The organism is Maribacter sp. ACAM166, assembly GCF_005771495.1.
Taxonomy (GTDB): Bacteria; Bacteroidota; Bacteroidia; order Flavobacteriales; family Flavobacteriaceae; genus Maribacter.
In genome coordinates this window covers 1-18,727 of sequence record NZ_VAUW01000036.1, presented here as the reverse complement: position 1 = coordinate 18,727, position 18,727 = coordinate 1, and the positions used below count along the sequence as shown (strand labels likewise).

Below are 18,727 nucleotides of genomic sequence, written 5' to 3'. Positions count from 1 at the left end.
CATAAAATATGCACCCTTTACCGATAGGTTTCGTATAAATAGGGTGGTAATAAAACAGCATAGTTTTCCTACCACAAAACGAACGGCTTTTTGCTTAATTGCGAATTATAATACTTAATCTCACCTGTAACTTCTTTTCCCAACCACTCTGGCTTTTCAAAGGTTTCGGTCTCTGAATTTAACTCTACCTCGGCAACTGTTAAACCTTCATTATCACCATAAAATTCATCTACCTCATAAACATGATTCCCAACAGGAATTTCATACCTACATTTTTCAAGAATTCCTTTCTCACATAACAATAGCAAGGCATCAGCCTCTTGTACTGAAATCTCCTTTTCCCATTCAAATCTAGAAGTGCCAGAGGTATTTGATTTTCCTTTGATAGTAAGATATCCGTTTTCACCCTTTATCCGTACTCTTACCGTTCTATTTGCATCGGTATTTAAAAAACCTTGAACTATTCGTGTTTTCAAACTGGCAGAAGACTTATAAGCCTCTGATTTTACTAAAAATTTACGTTCTATTTCTATCATATGATTTGGCACCACTACTATACTTAAACTAAGATAAGTCTTAAATTTGCTTATGCCCAATGAATTGTCATTACGCAAAATTATCCATGTCGATATGGATGCCTTTTATGCTTCCGTTGAGGAATTGGATAATCCTGACTTAAAAGGGAAACCCTTGGCCGTTGGTGGTAGTGAAAAAAGAGGTGTAGTTGCTGCTGCAAATTATGAAGCCCGTAAGTTTGGTGTTCGAAGTGCGATGAGCGCCTATTTAGCAAAAAAAAACTGTCCGCATATTACCTTTGTTAAACCTCGGTTTGAACGGTACAAGGAAATTTCAAAAATAATCAGGGCTATATTTTTTGAATATACAGATTTGGTAGAGCCTTTATCTCTTGACGAGGCATATCTTGATGTAACCATTAATAAAAAAGGAAATCCTTCTGCTACTTTACTGGCAACCGAAATCCGCCAACGTATTTTAGAAGAAACAGGGTTAAACGCCTCCGCTGGAATATCTATCAACAAATTTATTGCCAAGGTAGCCAGCGACATCAATAAGCCTAATGGACAAAAAACAGTAAATCCAGAAGAAGTCATATCATTTTTAGAAAATCTTGATATTCGTAAATTCTACGGCGTAGGTAAGGTTACTGCTGAAAAAATGTATCAATTGGGAATTTTTACCGGTAAAGATCTAAAAGGCAAATCTTCTGAATTCTTGACAGACAAATTTGGCAAGAGTGGAGGCTACTACTATACTGTGGTTCGGGGAATACACAATGGTGAAGTAAAACCACATCGTATCCCTAAATCTGTTGGTGCAGAACGTACCTTTAATGAAAATTTAAGTAGCGAAATTTTTATGCTTGAACGTTTAGAGCAAATTGCTGAAGAGCTTGAGCGAAGACTTAAAAAAGTAAAAATTGCGGGGAAAACAATAACCTTAAAAATAAAATATAGTGACTTTACCCTTCAGACTAGAAGCAAAACTCTACTCTATTTTATAGCGGACAAAACCCTAATTCTAGAAACTGCAAAAGAATTATTATATCAAGAAGGCCTTCAGAATTCCGTTCGTTTACTTGGTATTTCTCTTTCTAACCTGAACACAGATAACAAGAAACTCATAAAGAGTATAGATAAATCAATATTAGTGCAATTAAAATTTGATTTTTAAATATTCGACTGACCTTCAGCTATTTAAGGCTAATAATTACCAATGTTAACAAATATTAACGCCTTTTACTTGTACACCTGGTATGGCTAGAATAAATTTGACCCGTTAAATGAAAAAGAATTTCTTAAAATTTATTCTTTCTATCTGCATCCTTCTTTTTAGTGTTTGCAGCCCTCTATTTGGTAACTTCAATATAGAAAATAGTTCGTTTCACACTGTTGATAACCAAAATATCGTATCAGCAATTACACTACTTAAGACGGTTATTCACGATCAGAACACTACTATAAAAGGTTCTTCAGATGAAGTTGTTAAGGTCTTAGAGATAGATGCTGCTGAAATTGAAGAAGAGGAAAGTGAAAATTCAGTACTCAAAAAAGGTGAAGAGGTAATTTATACCACTGGTTCGTTTTACCTTTTATCCCTGCTGTTTTTATTTAGTTACTTAAAAAATAGCTCTAAACTTCAAAGGTTATTTACTTTTTCACCCATAGCTATTAGGCGCTTTGTCCTATTCCAAGTATTTCGAATATAATTTTATTTGGGCGGTTTTTCATTGCCCCTTAATTACTTCCGTTGGGTTTTATTAGATGCATTATTCTATGCAATTCTTATTCCCGAAAGTTTATGCGTATCCGCATTTCTAAACCAAATAGTACCAATCATTTTAATATCAAAGTATGACCAAGAGAATTCTCGTGTTCGCTGCCATGTGCGCCCTGTTTTTATCCACAAGCTGCGAATCCAAAAAAGAGCTAAAGGAAGAACATGCCAAATTCCTCGTTACCAGTCCCATAAAAAAGGACACTTCTATTACCAAAGATTATGTATGTCAAATTCATTCTATAAGACATATAGAGCTTAGGGCTATTGAAAAGGGCTACTTAAAACAAATACACGTAGACGAAGGCCAATATGTAAAAGAAGGCCAGCAAATGTTCAACATTATGCCCAATATTTATGAGGCAGATTTACAAAAAGCTAAAGCAGAGGCAAGAGTTTCGGAAATAGAACTACAAAACACACAATTATTACTTGATGGTAACGTAGTCTCTAAAAATGAACTAGCCATGGCCAAAGCGCATTATGACAAAGCAAGTGCCGAAGTTTCCTTGGCTCAGACCCATTTAGACTTCACCAATATCCGTGCGCCATTTGATGGTATTATGGACCATTTACACGTACGAGAAGGAAGCCTTTTAGATGAGGGGGAGCTTTTGACCACGTTATCTGACAATTCAGAGATGTGGGTTTATTTTAATGTTCCAGAAGCTGAATACTTAGATTATATCACTAGTACTGATAAGGCCAAGAAAAAAGAAGTAGGACTTCTACTAGCCAATAATCAAACTTTTAACCAAACCGGTATTGTTGAGACTATTGAAGGTGAGTTCAATAATGAAACTGGAAATATTGCCTTTAGGGCAACGTTCCCTAATCCAGACAAAATTTTAAGACATGGTGAAACGGGTAGTATAATTATGACTGTTCCTTTTGAAAACGTTTTAATAATTCCACAAAAAGCGACTTTTGAAATACTGGACAAAAAATTTGTATTTGTTGTTGACAAAGACAATGTAGTAAAGCAACGTGAAATTATCGTTGAAGGAGAAATGCCGAACCTATTTGTGGTATCTAAAGGTCTTGCCGAAAATGATAAAATTATACTTGATGGTATTCGGATGGTTAGAGAAAACCAAAAAATAGAAGCTGAATTTGTAGCTCCTAAAACGGTTCTTTCACAATTAGATTTATACACAGAATAACAATTCTCAAATACAAAAGTTATGTTCAAAAGATTTATACATAGACCTGTATTGGCTATAGTTATTTCGGTAATGATAGTGTTTATAGGATTGCTAGCCATAAAACAACTTCCTATTTCCCAATTTCCAGAAATTGCCCCAACCACGGTGAATATTTTTATTGCTTATCCGGGTGCAAGTGCAGACGTATTAATTAATTCCACGATAATTCCTTTAGAAACTGCAATCAACGGTGTTCAGGGAATGCGTTACGTTGCTTCTGACGCAACAAGTGCAGGAGAAGGAACCTTGCGTATCATTTTTGAACCCGGCACTGACCCTAACCAAGCTGTAGTCAGGGTGAAGACTAGGGTAGATCAAGTGATGCCCAACTTACCCGAGTTGGTACAGATGGAAGGGGTCGTAATTACACCTGTACAGCCCAGTATGCTTATGTACGTTAACTTGTTTAGTAATAACAAAGACGATAATGAACTGTTTCTCTACAACTATGCGTATACCAAAATCGTTCCAGAGATTCAACGTATCGACGGTATTGCAAGTGCCCAAATATTAGGAAGTCGTAAATATGCCATGCGTGTTTGGCTAAAACCAGACCGTATGCGTGCCTATAACGTTTCTGCGGAGGAGGTTATGGAAGCTATGAAAGAGCAAAGCATTATCGCTAGGCCCGGCAGATTGGGTGGTAGTTCGGGTAAAAAATCACAATCCCTGGAATATGTGCTTACCTATGAAGGTAGATACAATGAACCCGAGCAATATGAAAATATTATCATCAGAGCGAATGAAGAAGGTGAGCTTTTAAAATTGAAAGACGTTGCGAGTGTAGAATTGGGCAGTGAATTTTTTGACATCTATTCAAATCTAGATGGTCACCCATCAGCGTCGATGATCCTTAAGCAAACGGTTGGTAGTAATGGTAAAGATGTAATTGATGCCGTAAAGACTAAGTTAGAAGAGTTAAAATTAGATTTGCCTCCTGGCTTAGAATATCAAGTAAGTTATGATGTATCTAATTTTTTAGATGCCTCTATCGAACAAGTTATGCATACCCTTAGGGATGCTTTCATTCTTGTAGCTATAGTAGTATTCCTATTTTTAGGAGATTGGCGCTCAACGTTAATTCCCATAATTGCAGTACCCGTTTCTTTGATTGGATCCTTTTTTGTGATGCAAATGTTCGGCTTGTCAATTAACCTAATAACACTTTTTGCTTTAGTACTAGCAATTGGTATCGTAGTGGATAACGCGATTGTCGTAGTCGAAGCGGTACATGTAAAAATGGAAGAAGAAGACTTGTCACCTTATAAAGCCTCTTCAGAAGTATTGGGAGAAATTGGTGGCGCTATTGTAGCAATAACATTGGTAATGGTCTCGGTTTTTATTCCCATATCCTTTATGTCTGGCCCAGTTGGAGTGTTCTATAGGCAGTTCTCAATCACTATGGCAGGCTCTATCGTGATTTCAGCTGTAGTAGCTTTGACACTTACCCCAGTGCTTTGCGCCATGTTGTTAAAGAACAACCACGGTAAACAAAAAAGAAAATCACCGATAGATAAATTTATAGATTGGTTCAATAAAGGCTTTGAGCGACTCTCGGGTAGCTATGTGAAACTTTTAAATAAAATTGTAGCGAGACGTATAGTGACCTTTGGTATTTTAATTGCCTTTTGCTTAGGCATCTTTTTTACCAACGAATCACTCCCTGCTGGATTTATCCCCAACGAGGACCAAGGTATGATTTATGCCATTATACAGACTCCGCCAGGGGCAACCTTAGAACGCACAAATGATGTAGCAAGAAAATTACAGAAAATATGCGAAGAAATGGACGGTGTAGAATCAGTGTCCTCCTTAGCTGGTTATGAAATCATGACAGAAGGTAGGGGTTCTAATGCCGGTACTTGTTTAATAAATTTAAAACCATGGGGCGAACGTGAACACACCGTTCATGAAATCATGGAAGAATTGGAAGAGGAAACAAAAGATTTAGGGGCCATAATTGAGTATTTTGAACCGCCTGCTGTACCAGGGTTTGGTTCTTCTGGCGGATTTTCTCTCCGTTTGTTAGATAAGACTGATAACACAGACTATCATGCTTTCGAAAAAATCAATAATGATTTTATGAAAGCACTTGGTGAACGCAAAGAGTTAACGGGTATATTTACTTTTTTCTCAGCCAATTATCCACAGTATGAGCTTAAAATAAATAATAAAATAGCCATGCAGAAAGGCGTTACCATTGGTAAAGCCATGGAAAACTTAAACATTCTAATAGGTAGTACCTATGAACAAGGTTTTATTCGATTTGGCCGCTTCTTCAAGGTTTATACACAGGCTGCTCCAGAATACAGGGCACTCCCAACGGATTTGGATAAGCTATTCGTTAAAAATGAAGAAGGTGAAATGGTACCCTACTCTGCATTTATGACCATGGAAAAGAAATTAGGGCCCAATGAGATTACCAGATACAACCTTTATAATTCTGCTGCCATTAATGGACTACCAGCTGCTGGTTTTACAACTGGTGATGCGATAAAAGCCATTAAAGAAGTGTCAAAAGAAACGCTTCCAAGGGGGTATGATATTGCTTGGGAAGGATTATCATATGATGAGGCCAGCAGAGGAAGTGAATCGTTATATATATTTATAATCGTTTTGATTTTCGTTTATTTTGTTCTTGCTGCACAATATGAAAGTTTCTTACTTCCATTCGCAGTTATCCTATCCTTACCCGTTGGTATTTTAGGGTCCTTTGCTCTATTGAAAATGATGGGATTAGCGAATGATGTTTATGCCCAGATTGGGGTAATTATGCTCGTAGGTCTTCTAGGAAAGAACGCAGTACTAATCGTTGAATTTGCCGTACAGAAACAACGGCAGGGCGCAACTGTTCTTGAAGCCGCCATAGAAGGTTCAAGAGCTCGATTTAGGCCCATTTTAATGACTTCTTTTGCATTCATAGCTGGATTAATTCCATTGGTGGTTGCCACTGGAGCAGGTGCCATAGCCAACAGAACAATTGGGGGGTCTGCACTTGGCGGTATGCTTATAGGCACCATATTCGGGGTCATAGTCATCCCGGGGCTATATTACATATTTGCCACACTTGCTGAAGGTAGAAGTCTAATTAAAGACGAATCTTTTGAACCTATTTCAGAGGAATTTATGCGGGTGAGCGAAGGGGAGAGCAAAACACGTCATAAACTACGTGAATTAAAGAAACTGTTAAAAAACCTATCCAAAAGAAATAAAAATGAGTAAAACTATAACATTCATAGCGAAGCATGGAAAATTACTTTTGGTGCTTATAAATTTTGTCGGTTTATTTTATTCCTGCGTTCCTACTAGGGAATTGAAACAGGAAAATAAAAACCTTCCATCAAATTACGCACAACAGTCGGTAGACACCATAAATAGTGCAGCGCTAAAGTGGAAATATTTTTTTAAAGATGATAATCTAGCTAAACTGATTGACACAGCTTTGGTCAATAATCAAGAATTGAGCATTATGCTTCAACAGATTGATGTTGCCCAAAATGAAGTCAAGGCCAGAAAAGGAGAATACATACCCTTTGTTGATTATGGTGGCGGTGCCGAAGTCGAAAAAGTCGGTGAATACACGCGAAACGGAGCCGTAGAAAAAAATCTAGAAATAAAAGAGGGGGAAGAATTTCCCGAACCTTTAGCTGATTATTCTGCTGGAATTTTTGCCTCTTGGGAACTTGATATTTGGAAAAAACTGCGTAATTCTAAAAAAGCCGCCGTTCTTGAATACCTTTCAACCATAGAGGGCAAGAACTTTATGGTAACTAGATTGATTTCTGAAATTGCAGATTCCTATTATGAACTTTTAGTATTAGACAATCAATTGGCATTTATTGAACAGAACCTTGAATTACAAGGGAATGCCTTAACGATGGTAAGGTTACAAAAAGAAGCTGCCCGTGCAACAGAACTTGCCGTTCGAAGGTTCGAGGCGGAGGTTTTAAAGAACCAAAGCCATAAGTTTGAAGTACAACAAGAAATTGTTGAAATGGAAAATAAGCTCAACTTTTTAATTGGAAGGCAACCTCAACATATTGTTCGCCATTCAGAAGGGTTTATAGAAACTGAAATGGACACCATTTATTCAGGAATACCAACACAACTATTACAAAACAGACCTGATATTCGACAAGCGGAATATGAATTGGAAGCTGCTAAACTTAATATTAAGGTAGCACGAGCAAACTTTTATCCTTCCATTGCCATAAAGGCAGGTATTGGCTTGCAAGCCTTTAATCCGAAATACCTCACAACTACTCCAGCTTCACTTATGTATAGTATAGCAGGGGATATTATTGGGCCGCTAATCAATAGAAATGCCATCAAAGCAGGCTATAACACTGCTAACTCCAAACAAATTCAAGCGGTTTATGAGTATGAAAAGGCGATTTTAAATGGATATATAGAGGTTGTTAATCAACTTTCTAAAATGGAAAATTTAAAAAAGAGTTATAGTTTAAAGGAAGGCCAAGTAAAGGCATTGACAGAATCTATTGAACTAGCTACCCGTTTATTTCAATCTGCAAGAATAGAATATATTGAAGTATTACTGACTCAAAGAGAGGCATTAGAATCTAAAATGGAGTTAGTAGAAACAAAAAAGAATCAATTAATGGCAAGGGTTAATGTGTACCAAGCTTTAGGAGGAGGATGGAATTAATGACTTTCTAGAGAAATAGTAATGCAAACACCCCTTTTGGATATTATTCTAAAAGGGGTGTTTATTTGAAAAAGAATGAAAGACATAATCCATTTAATTAACTCAAATAGGGCCTACCCCTAAAGTTTAAATTACAATTTACTTCAATTTTAAGATACTTGTCATCATTTTATGTTTACACTTTTCAATTCATAATGTAAAAAAAGCAAAGTATTCCTTAAACACTTTTGTTAATCCTCACCCATTATTTTTGCTCGTATGAAGGATTCTTTAGCTTTAGCAAAAATTGCTATGAATTAGAAAATTAATCTATCGCTTTAAATGTAAATGTAAATGTATGAAAGACTTGAAAGATTATGACAATGCCGTCGTCAAGTTTAGAAAAGGTTTAAAGAAATCACTCTTACCTATACTTTCTTGGGACTTCTTTGCCCAAAATTATGAAGTAATTAAAAAATCTGAAGAAGATATGAATTCGCTTTTGGGTCTAGTTTCGGAAAACTCCTGGGCCATAAATAGGGATTTTTTAGATCAAAAACTGAAGATGGATAAAAATATAATAGTTGTAACCGACACTAAATTAAATATAGTTTTTGCTACTAAAAACATGTGGGATATGAGTCAATACCATCCAAATGAAATTTTGGGAAAAACCCCAAAAATGTTTCAAGGCAGTAAAACCTCCAAAGTTCCACTGAAAATAATTTCTGAAGCAGTAAAGGAAAAAAAACCTTTTGAAGTCACTTTGATTAATTACAAAAAAGACGGTTCAACATACAAATGTTGGATACAAGGTGAACCTGTATTTAATGAAGAAGGAGAATTTGTTAATTTTATAGCCTTTGAAAAGGAAGTAGCATAACCTTAAATATAATTTTCAATTAAAAAGGGACCGTTTATAAACGGTCCCTTTTTTGATGACTATTACTATATTGTTTTTAAATATCTTCAGCCTCAATTTCGGTAACTCTTAAGGTATTCACCATTCCCTTATTCTTAATTGGCATGGCAGCAAGACTTACCAACATATCCCCAACTTCTAGAAATCCTTTATTGAACGCTATACGGTTTACATCATCGATAGTATCATCGGTTGAAACAAAACGATCGTAATAAAATGCCTTAACCCCCCAAAGTAGGTTTAATTGAGTAAGGATTCTTCTATTAGATGTAAATACAAGAATATGTGCACTAGGTCTCCATGCTGAAATTTGAAATGCAGTATACCCACTATTGGTTAACGTCGAAATTGCCTTAGCCTTAATTTCGTTCGCCATTAAGGCAGCATGATAACAAATAGATTTGGTAATAAATCTTTTCGTACGAATATGTGGTGGATCATGAGGTACACGAATCAAATCTGAGCCTTCAACACTTTGTAAAATACTTGTCATTTTTTCAATCACTTCAACTGGATAATTACCCACCGAAGTTTCACCTGATAACATCACAGCATCTGCACCATCCATAACCGAATTAGCAACATCATTCACTTCTGCCCTTGTCGGTGTAAGACTAGTAATCATGGTTTCCATCATTTGCGTTGCAATAATCACAGGAATCCTAGCCTTTTTGGCACGTAATACCAACTGCTTTTGAATTAATGGAACTTCATGTGCCGGAACTTCAACACCTAAATCTCCACGCGCAACCATTAGACCATCACAATAAGCTATAATTTTGTCTATATTTTCTACCGCCTCTGGTTTCTCGATTTTTGCGATAATAGGAATTTTATGATCAGTATGTTTACTGATAATGTTTTGAAGATCAATTAAATCTTGACTGAAACGAACGAAAGAAAGTGCAATCCAATCTACTTCTAAACTTATTGCAAATTCGGCATCCTTTATATCCTTTTTTGTAAGTGCTGGTAACGAAATGTTGGTATTTGGTAGATTGACTCCTTTCTTAGATTTAAGTGGACCACCTTGAATAACCTTGGCTAATACCTCATCCCTACCATTAGTTGTCACTACTTCAAACATTAATTTACCGTCATCTAATAGAATACGTTCTCCAGCCTTAACATCTCTAGGGAATTCTTGGTAGTTCATGTATACTCGTTCGGCCGTGCCTTCAAAAGGCTCACCGGTAACAAAAGTTATTTCATCACCAGGGCTAACTACTACATCACCTGCCATTACACCTACACGTAACTTAGGACCTTGTAAATCTGCTAAAATGGATGTATTCGTATCCATTTCCTCATTTAATTCACGTATCATTTTAACACGCTCCGTTACATCATCATAATCGGCATGTGAGAAATTTATTCTGAAGACATCTACTCCCGCATTGATCATGCTCCTGAGTACCTCTTTCTTGCTAGTTGCAGGCCCTAATGTGGCTACAATTTTCGTCTTTTTTAAAGTTGGCATTTTTAAAATATTAAATTGTTCTTTGATTTCAGTTTATCTGTACTTATTTCATAAGCTGCCATTACTCTTGGCAACATAAGTATATTTTTAATTATCGAATTTGTTTCAATCTCCTTTTCTGTTTCTATTTTTAATAGATAATCAACATCCTTGTATTCTGGGATAAGCCTTGGCTTAGTATATATTGATTCGTTCTGAAATAAATCATTATTGGCGATAAGTTCTTGTTCACTACTGTGGTTTGCCACAAGTACCCAATACATACCATGAAATTCATCATCCCATTCAAAAATTGGGAACGATTTATTTTCAGCGAGATTAAAATTTTCCTTAGCTCTTTTAAATTTTGATTTGATACTTTGGTTTAATCCATACACCAAAGCATAATCATCTAACGTAGTATGCAAAGCTATCAAAACAAAAGATTCATCATAAAAATCATCATTTATTTTATAAATAGCTGCCATACTCCAAGAAAAGGGTAAATATAGAACTTCTAAGCTATAAAGCCTAGTTTCCTAAATTGATATCAACACTACAAGAATTATTAAAATGTTAGCATTTTGCAATTTTCTAAAGTAGGATTAGTTCTCCATTTTATCTTGAAGTGCAAAGAATGCCCTTTTAGAAGCTCTTTCTTCTGCTTTCTTCTTTGAAGTAGCTCTTGCTTTAGCAACAACACTACCCCCAATAGAAAGTTTAACAGCGAAATGTTTTAAGGCGTCATTACCTGTATCCTCATAAACATTGAAGTCAAAAGACTTTTTCTGCTTTTGGCACCACTCTATTACCAAACTCTTATAACTTATTACTCTACCTTCTAATTGCTCAATATCTACATAAGGTTCAATCACCCTTTTTCGAATGAATTTTTCACAATAATTATACCCCCGATCAAGATATATTGCACCTACCAAAGCTTCAAAAACATTACCGTGAATATTTTGCCCAAAATGTGATTTGGGTATTCTACTTTCAACATAATTAATCAATCCCAAATCTTTACCAAGCTCGTTTAGATGCTCTCTACTCACAATTTTAGAACGCATTTTAGTTAAGTAACCTTCATCTCCTTCGGGCACTTCACTATAAAGGTGCTTCGAAATTATGGTGCCTAGCATAGAATCTCCTAAAAACTCTAAACGTTCATAATTCATCGCATTCCCCTTAGTATCCTTTTGATTCATTGATCTATGTAGGAAGGCCTTTTTATATAAGGATAGTGTTTTTGGTTTGAATCCTAAAATCTTGGTTATTCCCAAAAAAAAATTCCCATCCTCTTTCGGATGGGAATTAAAAAATTTTGTGGAAAAGGACATAAAATTAAATTAATCTAATTTTTTAAAAACTACACAAGCGTTATGGCCTCCAAAACCAAACGTATTACTCATAGCCACTTTCACATCTCGTTTCTGTGCCTTGTTCAACGTAAGGTTTAAACTAGGGTCAATATTTTCATCTACCGTGGTATGATTAATTGTAGGCGGCACGATACCATGTTCCATAGCCAAAATAGAGGCGATGGATTCAATAGCTCCTGCTGCACCCAATAGATGCCCAGTCATAGATTTTGTAGAATTAATATTTATATTCTTAGCATGTTCTCCAAATACTTTGGTTATGGCTTTAAGTTCCGCAACATCTCCTAAAGGTGTCGAAGTACCGTGCGTATTAATGGCATCAACATCTTCTATGGATAAACCTGCATCCCTAAGACAATTCTCCATTACTCGCACTACTCCAATACCATCTGGGTGTGGAGCCGTCATATGATAGGCATCACTTGACATTCCGCCACCTGCTACCTCTGCATAAATCTTTGCCCCCCTTGCTATGGCATGCTCATATTCCTCTAGAATCAACGCTCCTGCACCTTCTCCTAAAACGAAACCATCTCGGGTTGCATCAAAAGGTCTGGAAGCTGACTCCGGACTTTCATTTCTAGTAGATAATGCGTGCATAGCGCCGAAGCCACCCATACCTGCAATAGTCACTGCAGCCTCACTACCTCCTGTCACAATCACATCGCAATGTCCTAATCGTATATAGTTCAAGGCATCTATCATTGCGTTCGCCGATGAGGCGCAAGCAGAAACAGTAGTATAATTAGGCCCCATAAAACCATGCTTAATGGAAATGTTTCCTGGAGCAATATCTGCAATCATCTTTGGGATAAAGAATGGGTTGAATCTGGGTGTACCATCTCCATTGGCAAAATTCATCACTTCGTTCTGAAAAGTTTCCAAACCTCCAATTCCTGCTCCCCAAATAACTCCAACACGAAATTTATCGACTTTATCCAAATCTAATTTGGAATCAAGAATGGCCTCATCAGAAGATACTAGCGCATACTGCGCAAATCTATCTAGCTTGCGCCCTTCCTTTCTTTCAAAATAATCTTCTATATTGTAGTTTTTTAACTCACAAGCGAATTTTACTTTGAATTTTTCTGTATCGTAATACGTTATAGGTGCCGAGCCGCTTTTACCGCTAACTAACGCATCCCAATATTCCTCAATATTATTACCTATTGGGGTAAGTGCCCCCAATCCTGTAACTACAACTCGCTTTAACTGCATTTAACTTATTATTTGTTTAAATCTAAACCAAGCGTAAATTAAAAAAAATTATCCATGCGGAGCATTTACCACATGGATAATATGAATTCTATTTAAGAATCCATGATTTTACTTCGCTTCTTCTATATAGCTGATGGCTTGACCAACAGTTGCGATATTTTCGGCTTGATCGTCTGGAATTTGAATATCAAATTCTTTTTCGAACTCCATTATCAACTCAACTGTGTCCAATGAATCTGCCCCTAAATCGTTAGTAAAGCTAGCTTCCGTTACCACTTCGTTTTCATCAACTCCTAATTTATCAACGATGATAGCTTTAACTCTTGATGCAATGTCTGACATAATAATATTTGTTTTAAAAATTTAAATTGTTGGTAAAAATAAAAAACTTTGGTTTAATTACACTAATTGTCGTTAAAATGTATTGTAATTTAATGAAATTAAAGACAAGTGCTGTAATTTTACCCTGTTAATATTTTGTTTCGGTAACGTTGAAAAGGGTATTGAAAAGTGGTGAGTTATTAGAATTATAAATGATAATCGTTTTTTTCTAAATGCTGACAAGCTTTTTATTTACTTTTTTTAAGCCGAATTTAAATCATTGTTTTGCCCTCTTTTAAAGACCACTTCTATTGAAAACCAAACAAATTATACTTTTTGCCTCAGGTTCTGGGTCTAATGTTGAAAACATTGCCAACTATTTTAAATTCCGAAAGGACGTTACTATATCCTGTGTATTAACTAACAAAAGCGATGCCAAAGTCATAGAACGTTGTAATAGACTTGATATAAACGCTCTTTTTTTTAACCGTCAAGCGTTTTTAAAAAGTGATTTTATATTAAAATTACTGCAATCTCTTGACCCAGACCTTATTGTTTTAGCTGGTTTTCTTTTGAAAATTCCCGAACCCATTACCAGTGCATTTCCAAATAGAATCATAAACATACATCCTGCCCTATTACCAAAATATGGAGGAAAGGGAATGTATGGCATGAATGTTCATACTGCAGTATTGGATAATAAAGAATCAGAAACCGGTATTACTATTCATTATGTAAATGCAAATTATGATGAAGGTGCTATTATTCATCAAGCAAAAACTTCTATTAATGTAAAAGATAGTGCCGATGATATTGCTTCAAAAGTACATCAACTAGAATACGAGTATTTCCCTAAGGTTATTGACAACATATTACTAAAGCAATAATGGCGAAAAAGGGAAAATTTTATGTAGTCTGGAAAGGAAAACGACCAGGTATTTATGATTCTTGGTCAACGTGTAAAGCGGCGATTTCTGGTTATGCCGGAGCTGAGTATAAATCTTTTGAAAGCTTTGATGGTGCCAAAAAGGGTTATGATGGGAGTTATGCAGACTATAAAGGAAAGAAAAAAACATCTTCCCTTTCAAAAGAAGAACTTATAAAAATCGGATTACCTAATGACCATTCCATTTCAGTAGATGCCGCATCAAGTGGGAATCCGGGAATAATGGAGTATCAAGGTGTAGACACCAAAACGGGTAAAAAATTATTCAGACAAGGTCCATTTCCGCAAGGCACTAACAACATTGGTGAATTTTTGGCCATTGTACACGGACTCGCCTTTTTAAAAGAACGGAATAGTGACCGTTTTATTTATACAGATTCTCGCACAGCCATGAGTTGGGTTCGAAAAAAAAATTGCAATACGAAACTAGTTGAGTCTGCCAAAAACAAAAACCTATTCGAACTCATACGACGAGCTGTTGAATGGTTGAAAGAAAATCAGAACAACACACCCATCGTAAAATGGGAAACCAAGGCTTGGGGGGAAATTCCTGCCGATTTTGGAAGGAAGTAGTTTCATAGCCACCCTTTTAACAATTATTCCAATCAGTATTTGTTAAACCATTTTAATTCGCTTATCAAAACGTTATATTTGCATCCTAAATTTTTTCATTTTTATGGGCAAACTTTTAATCGTAGGAACCGTTGCTTTTGATGCCATCGAAACACCATTTGGCAAAACTGATAAGATATTGGGCGGCGCCGCTACATTTATTGGGTTGGCAGCTTCACAATTTGACATAGATTCAGCGATTATTTCTGTTGTTGGAGAAGATTTTCCTCAAAAATATTTAGATATTTTAACGGACAGAAACATAAACATCTCTGGGCTTGAGATAGTGAAAGGTGGTAAAACTTTCTTTTGGAAAGGCAAATACCATAACGACCTAAACACAAGGGATACATTGACTACAGATTTGAATGTATTGGCCGACTTCAAACCCGTTGTGCCAGAAGATTATAATGATGCCGATGTAGTTATGTTGGGAAATCTTCACCCATATGTTCAATTAAGTGTAATTAATCAATTAAAAAAACGACCGAAACTTATCATATTGGACACCATGAATTTTTGGATGGACAATGCTTTGGATGAATTAATGGAAGTTATTGAGCATATCGATGTATTAACTATTAATGATGAGGAAGCCAGACAATTGACCCAAGAGTATTCTTTGGTTAAGGCTGCGCAGAAAATTTTTAAAATGGGCCCCAACTATGTGGTTATCAAAAAAGGAGAACATGGCGCTTTATTATTTCATGAAGAGCAAATTTTCTTCGCTCCTGCTTTGCCGCTAGAAGAAGTTTTTGACCCTACTGGTGCTGGTGATACATTTGCAGGAGGTTTCGCAGGTTATTTGGCGGCCAGTGATGATAGTTCTTTTGAGAATATGAAGAAAGCTGTTATTCATGGGTCTAATTTAGCTTCGTTCAGTGTTGAAAAATTTGGCACAGAAAGAATGCTCAAACTAAATCATAAGGAAATTAAGGAAAGGCTGCGTCAGTTTAAAAAATTGACCCAGTTTGATATTGAATTACAATAAACCCCTAGCCCCAAATTTTTGGGGTTTTTTTAATACCAAAAGTAATGAGTGACGCTATTAAGCATGAATGTGGTATTTCTGTAATACGGCTTTTAAAGCCATTAGAGTATTACAAGGAAAAGTATGGAACAGCATTTTATGGTGTAAATAAAATGTATTTAATGATGGAAAAACAGCACAATCGAGGCCAAGATGGTGCAGGTTTTGCTAGCATTAAATTAGATGTAAAAGCAGGTGAACGATACATGAGCCGTGTTCGATCATGCGAGCAACAACCCATACAGAATATTTTTGCCCAAATTAATGACCGTATAAATAAAGAGCTGAAAGAGCATCCTGAATATGAGGACGATGTCGCATTGCAGAAAAAGAACATACCCTATATAGGAGAACTACTTTTAGGTCATGTGCGTTATGGAACTTTTGGAAAAAACAGTATAGAAAGTGTTCATCCATTTATAAGACAAAATAACTGGATGCACCGTAACCTTATCGTTGCAGGTAATTTCAACATGACCAATGTGCACGAACTGTTCGATAATTTAATTCAATTGGGACAGCATCCCAAAGAAATGGCGGATACTGTTACCGTAATGGAAAAAATTGGTCATTTCTTGGATGACGCCGTCGCTAAATTGTACAAACAAATCAAAAAGGAGGGATATACCAAACAACAAGCTTCACCTATAATTGCTGAACGATTAAAAGTTTCTAAAATTTTAAGAAGGGCCGCTAAGAACTTTGATGGCGGCTATGCCATGGCAGGTTTGTTAGGCCATGGTGATGCGTTTGTATTACGAGATCCAAGTGGAATTCGACCGGCATATTATTATAAGGATGATGAAGTGGTTGTAGTAGCTTCAGAAAGACCTGCTATTCAAACTGTTTTCAATGTACCTTATGAGGAAGTGAAGGAATTGGACCCTGGTTGCGCCATCATAATCAAAAAGGATGGTACTAGTGCCATCAAACAAATTCAAGAACCAAAAGAACGGAAAGCTTGTTCTTTTGAACGTATCTATTTCTCAAGAGGAAGTGACAAAGAAATTTACCAAGAACGTAAAGCTTTAGGTAAACTGGTTTTTCCTCAAATCTTAGAATCCATAGACGAAGATATCAAGAATACGGTATTCTCTTTTATTCCCAATACAGCAGAAACCTCTTTCTACGGCATGGTAAAGGAGGCTCAAAACTATTTGAACAAGAAAAAGGAAGAACAGATACTGGCATTAGGTACAAATATAACAGGTGAACAATTGCATGAAATTTTAGACGTACGCCCACGTATTGAAAAAGTTGCCATAAAAGATGCTAAGCTTAGAACGTTTATTACCCAAGACAGTAGCAGGGACGATCTTGTAGCTCATGTGTATGATATAACTTATGGGTCAGTAAAAGAAGGAGATAACCTTGTGATCATAGATGATAGTATCGTAAGAGGCACTACCCTTAAGAAAAGTATTCTTGGGATTTTAGATCGTCTATCACCTAAGAAAATAATAGTGGTCTCTTCTGCACCACAAATAAGGTATCCTGACTGTTATGGCATTGACATGGCTAAATTAGAAGACTTTATCGCTTTTAAAGCAGCTTTGGCCCTACACGAAGACAATGACTCTATGCATTTAGTAGAAGAGATTTACCAAAAATGTCTAACTCAGGTTAATAGTAAAGACAAAGATGTAGTGAATTATGTCAAGGACTTCTATACGCCGTTCTCTGCTAAACTTATTTCTAAAAAAATCGGCGAATTATTAAGTCCTGAAGGTATAAATGCCGAAGTATGCATAATCTATCAAACTATTTCAAGTCTACATCAGGCATGCCCTAAGAATTTAGGTGATTGGTATTTCACTGGAAATTATCCGACACCCGGTGGAAATAGAGTTGTAAATAAAGCTTTTATTAATTTTTTCGAAGGGAATAACAAACGAGCCTATTAAACTGATTTTCGATGAAATATATAAAATAAATGTATTTCGTCGGTGAAATTTGTATTTCATCGACTGAATAGTCAAAATAAACTAACTCGCTTTACATTTAAACTTACCATAGCATAAGTAGGTTAAGTTCATGGTAAGATTTGGGGCAAAAAAGGTGGAGATTTCTCCGCCTTTTTTATTTATACTACTTTCCTAATTATATACTTTAAAATACAATCATTGCATATTCTTCCGTTCGACGTTATTAAGTGGAGTTTAGCAAATACCTTTTTTAGTCATTACAATCCCTATTATCTTTGAAGAACCATAGCATAAGTAGGTTAAGTTCATGGTAAGATTTGGGGAAAAGACGGGGCTATGCTCCGTCTTTTTATTTTAAATTCTATTCGTTCTCTTCTTTGATTTTCAACAACATAACTCAAAACCTACCTACTTCGTATTTCAACTAATGTTCAGGACGTTCAACGGATTCCCTTCTTAAAAACATTAACTACCTATATATTTGGAGGACCATAGCATAAGTAGGTTAAGTTCATGGTAAGATTTGGGGAAAAGACGGGGCTATGCTCCGTCTTTTTATTTTACACCACTTACAGCTTACTACCCCTATTCTTCCAGCTACCATTAGTAGTTTAACTTCAACTTTGATTAATAAAAGAATGCTGAGTTCAACCCATAAGTGCAACACACTTATTTTTTAGGACTTCAATTGGGTTATTATAATTAAACTTTCTAATAGGTCTGTAATTTAATAATCTTTCTACTTCCTTTATTCTTTTTTCAGTAAT

Annotated in this window: 16 protein-coding genes; 10 read left to right on the top strand and 6 right to left on the bottom strand. The window is 35.9% G+C overall.

Features of this window, described 5'->3' with window-relative positions; all coding sequences use genetic code 11:
- Positions 1 to 68 precede the first annotated feature (68 nt).
- Positions 69 to 536, bottom strand: a complete 468-nt coding sequence (locus ES765_RS17555) for a CYTH domain-containing protein (protein ID WP_138115654.1) — start codon at positions 534 to 536, stop codon at positions 69 to 71.
- Positions 537 to 588: 52 nt separating this feature from the next.
- On the opposite strand from ES765_RS17555, the gene dinB reads away from it, so the two are divergent.
- From dinB to ES765_RS17525, 6 genes are all read left to right on the top strand, one after another.
- Entirely contained in the window at positions 589 to 1,692 is a 1,104-nt protein-coding gene (gene dinB / locus ES765_RS17550) for a DNA polymerase IV (protein ID WP_138115653.1), read from the top strand.
- Between the two features lie 109 nt (positions 1,693 to 1,801).
- Positions 1,802 to 2,227, top strand: coding sequence for a hypothetical protein (locus ES765_RS17545; protein WP_138115652.1), 426 nt, complete (start codon positions 1,802 to 1,804; stop codon positions 2,225 to 2,227).
- A 145-nt stretch (positions 2,228 to 2,372) separates the two neighbouring features.
- Positions 2,373 to 3,458: an efflux RND transporter periplasmic adaptor subunit gene (locus tag ES765_RS17540; RefSeq protein ID WP_138115651.1), complete on the top strand. Its 1,086-nt coding sequence runs from the start codon at positions 2,373 to 2,375 to the stop codon at positions 3,456 to 3,458.
- A gap of 21 nt (positions 3,459 to 3,479) precedes the next feature.
- Positions 3,480 to 6,722 (top strand): efflux RND transporter permease subunit, encoded by a 3,243-nt coding sequence (locus ES765_RS17535; protein WP_138115650.1) that lies wholly within the window; start codon positions 3,480 to 3,482, stop codon positions 6,720 to 6,722.
- Positions 6,715 to 8,166, top strand: a complete 1,452-nt coding sequence (locus tag ES765_RS17530; protein ID WP_138115649.1) for a TolC family protein — start codon at positions 6,715 to 6,717, stop codon at positions 8,164 to 8,166. The genes ES765_RS17535 and ES765_RS17530 overlap by 8 nt, the downstream gene beginning before the upstream one ends.
- A gap of 337 nt (positions 8,167 to 8,503) precedes the next feature.
- Entirely contained in the window at positions 8,504 to 9,028 is a 525-nt protein-coding gene (locus ES765_RS17525; protein ID WP_138115648.1) for a PAS domain-containing protein, read from the top strand.
- Between the two features lie 76 nt (positions 9,029 to 9,104).
- On the opposite strand, the gene pyk is transcribed toward ES765_RS17525, so the two are convergent.
- The 5 genes from pyk to ES765_RS17500 all read right to left on the bottom strand — a co-directional run bounded on the left by pyk (position 9,105) and on the right by ES765_RS17500 (position 13,468).
- Entirely contained in the window at positions 9,105 to 10,547 is a 1,443-nt protein-coding gene (gene pyk / locus ES765_RS17520) for a pyruvate kinase (protein ID WP_138115647.1), read from the bottom strand.
- Positions 10,548 to 10,549: 2 nt separating this feature from the next.
- Positions 10,550 to 11,014 (bottom strand): IPExxxVDY family protein, encoded by a 465-nt coding sequence (locus ES765_RS17515; RefSeq protein WP_138115646.1) that lies wholly within the window; start codon positions 11,012 to 11,014, stop codon positions 10,550 to 10,552.
- 117 nt (positions 11,015 to 11,131) lie between these two features.
- Positions 11,132 to 11,866: a ribonuclease III gene (rnc, locus tag ES765_RS17510; RefSeq protein WP_138115645.1), complete on the bottom strand. Its 735-nt coding sequence runs from the start codon at positions 11,864 to 11,866 to the stop codon at positions 11,132 to 11,134.
- Between the two features lie 9 nt (positions 11,867 to 11,875).
- Complete coding sequence (gene fabF, locus ES765_RS17505) at positions 11,876 to 13,126, bottom strand: beta-ketoacyl-ACP synthase II (protein WP_138115644.1); 1,251 nt, start codon at positions 13,124 to 13,126, stop codon at positions 11,876 to 11,878.
- Positions 13,127 to 13,234: 108 nt separating this feature from the next.
- Entirely contained in the window at positions 13,235 to 13,468 is a 234-nt protein-coding gene (locus ES765_RS17500; protein WP_008269813.1) for an acyl carrier protein, read from the bottom strand.
- A gap of 290 nt (positions 13,469 to 13,758) precedes the next feature.
- Here ES765_RS17500 and ES765_RS17495 point away from each other — a divergent pair, with 290 nt between their 5' ends.
- The 4 genes from ES765_RS17495 (at position 13,759) to ES765_RS17480 (ending at position 17,939) form a co-directional block, all read left to right on the top strand.
- Positions 13,759 to 14,334, top strand: a complete 576-nt coding sequence (locus ES765_RS17495) for a phosphoribosylglycinamide formyltransferase (RefSeq protein ID WP_138115643.1) — start codon at positions 13,759 to 13,761, stop codon at positions 14,332 to 14,334.
- Entirely contained in the window at positions 14,334 to 14,966 is a 633-nt protein-coding gene (locus tag ES765_RS17490; protein ID WP_138115642.1) for a viroplasmin family protein, read from the top strand. Before ES765_RS17495 ends, ES765_RS17490 begins: the two co-directional genes overlap by 1 nt.
- 103 nt (positions 14,967 to 15,069) lie before the next feature.
- Positions 15,070 to 15,996: a PfkB family carbohydrate kinase gene (locus ES765_RS17485; RefSeq protein WP_138115641.1), complete on the top strand. Its 927-nt coding sequence runs from the start codon at positions 15,070 to 15,072 to the stop codon at positions 15,994 to 15,996.
- 44 nt (positions 15,997 to 16,040) lie between these two features.
- On the top strand, positions 16,041 to 17,939 hold the full coding sequence (locus ES765_RS17480; protein WP_138115640.1) for an amidophosphoribosyltransferase: 1,899 nt from the start codon (positions 16,041 to 16,043) through the stop codon (positions 17,937 to 17,939).
- Positions 17,940 to 18,727 lie beyond the last annotated feature (788 nt).

Excerpts from the sequence above, each read along its gene's own strand:
- ES765_RS17555 (WP_138115654.1), bottom strand. The coding sequence starts at position 536 with ATGATAGAAATAGAACGTAAATTTTTAGTAAAATCAGAGGCTTATAAG.
- dinB (WP_138115653.1), top strand. The coding sequence starts at position 589 with ATGCCCAATGAATTGTCATTACGCAAAATTATCCATGTCGATATGGAT.
- ES765_RS17545 (WP_138115652.1), top strand. The coding sequence starts at position 1,802 with ATGAAAAAGAATTTCTTAAAATTTATTCTTTCTATCTGCATCCTTCTT.
- ES765_RS17540 (WP_138115651.1), top strand. The coding sequence starts at position 2,373 with ATGACCAAGAGAATTCTCGTGTTCGCTGCCATGTGCGCCCTGTTTTTA.
- ES765_RS17535 (WP_138115650.1), top strand. The coding sequence starts at position 3,480 with ATGTTCAAAAGATTTATACATAGACCTGTATTGGCTATAGTTATTTCG.
- ES765_RS17530 (WP_138115649.1), top strand. The coding sequence starts at position 6,715 with ATGAGTAAAACTATAACATTCATAGCGAAGCATGGAAAATTACTTTTG.
- ES765_RS17525 (WP_138115648.1), top strand. The coding sequence starts at position 8,504 with ATGAAAGACTTGAAAGATTATGACAATGCCGTCGTCAAGTTTAGAAAA.
- pyk (WP_138115647.1), bottom strand. The coding sequence starts at position 10,547 with ATGCCAACTTTAAAAAAGACGAAAATTGTAGCCACATTAGGGCCTGCA.
- ES765_RS17515 (WP_138115646.1), bottom strand. The coding sequence starts at position 11,014 with ATGGCAGCTATTTATAAAATAAATGATGATTTTTATGATGAATCTTTT.
- rnc (WP_138115645.1), bottom strand. The coding sequence starts at position 11,866 with ATGTCCTTTTCCACAAAATTTTTTAATTCCCATCCGAAAGAGGATGGG.
- fabF (WP_138115644.1), bottom strand. The coding sequence starts at position 13,126 with ATGCAGTTAAAGCGAGTTGTAGTTACAGGATTGGGGGCACTTACCCCA.
- ES765_RS17500 (WP_008269813.1), bottom strand. The coding sequence starts at position 13,468 with ATGTCAGACATTGCATCAAGAGTTAAAGCTATCATCGTTGATAAATTA.
- ES765_RS17490 (WP_138115642.1), top strand. The coding sequence starts at position 14,334 with ATGGCGAAAAAGGGAAAATTTTATGTAGTCTGGAAAGGAAAACGACCA.
- ES765_RS17485 (WP_138115641.1), top strand. The coding sequence starts at position 15,070 with ATGGGCAAACTTTTAATCGTAGGAACCGTTGCTTTTGATGCCATCGAA.
- ES765_RS17480 (WP_138115640.1), top strand. The coding sequence starts at position 16,041 with ATGAGTGACGCTATTAAGCATGAATGTGGTATTTCTGTAATACGGCTT.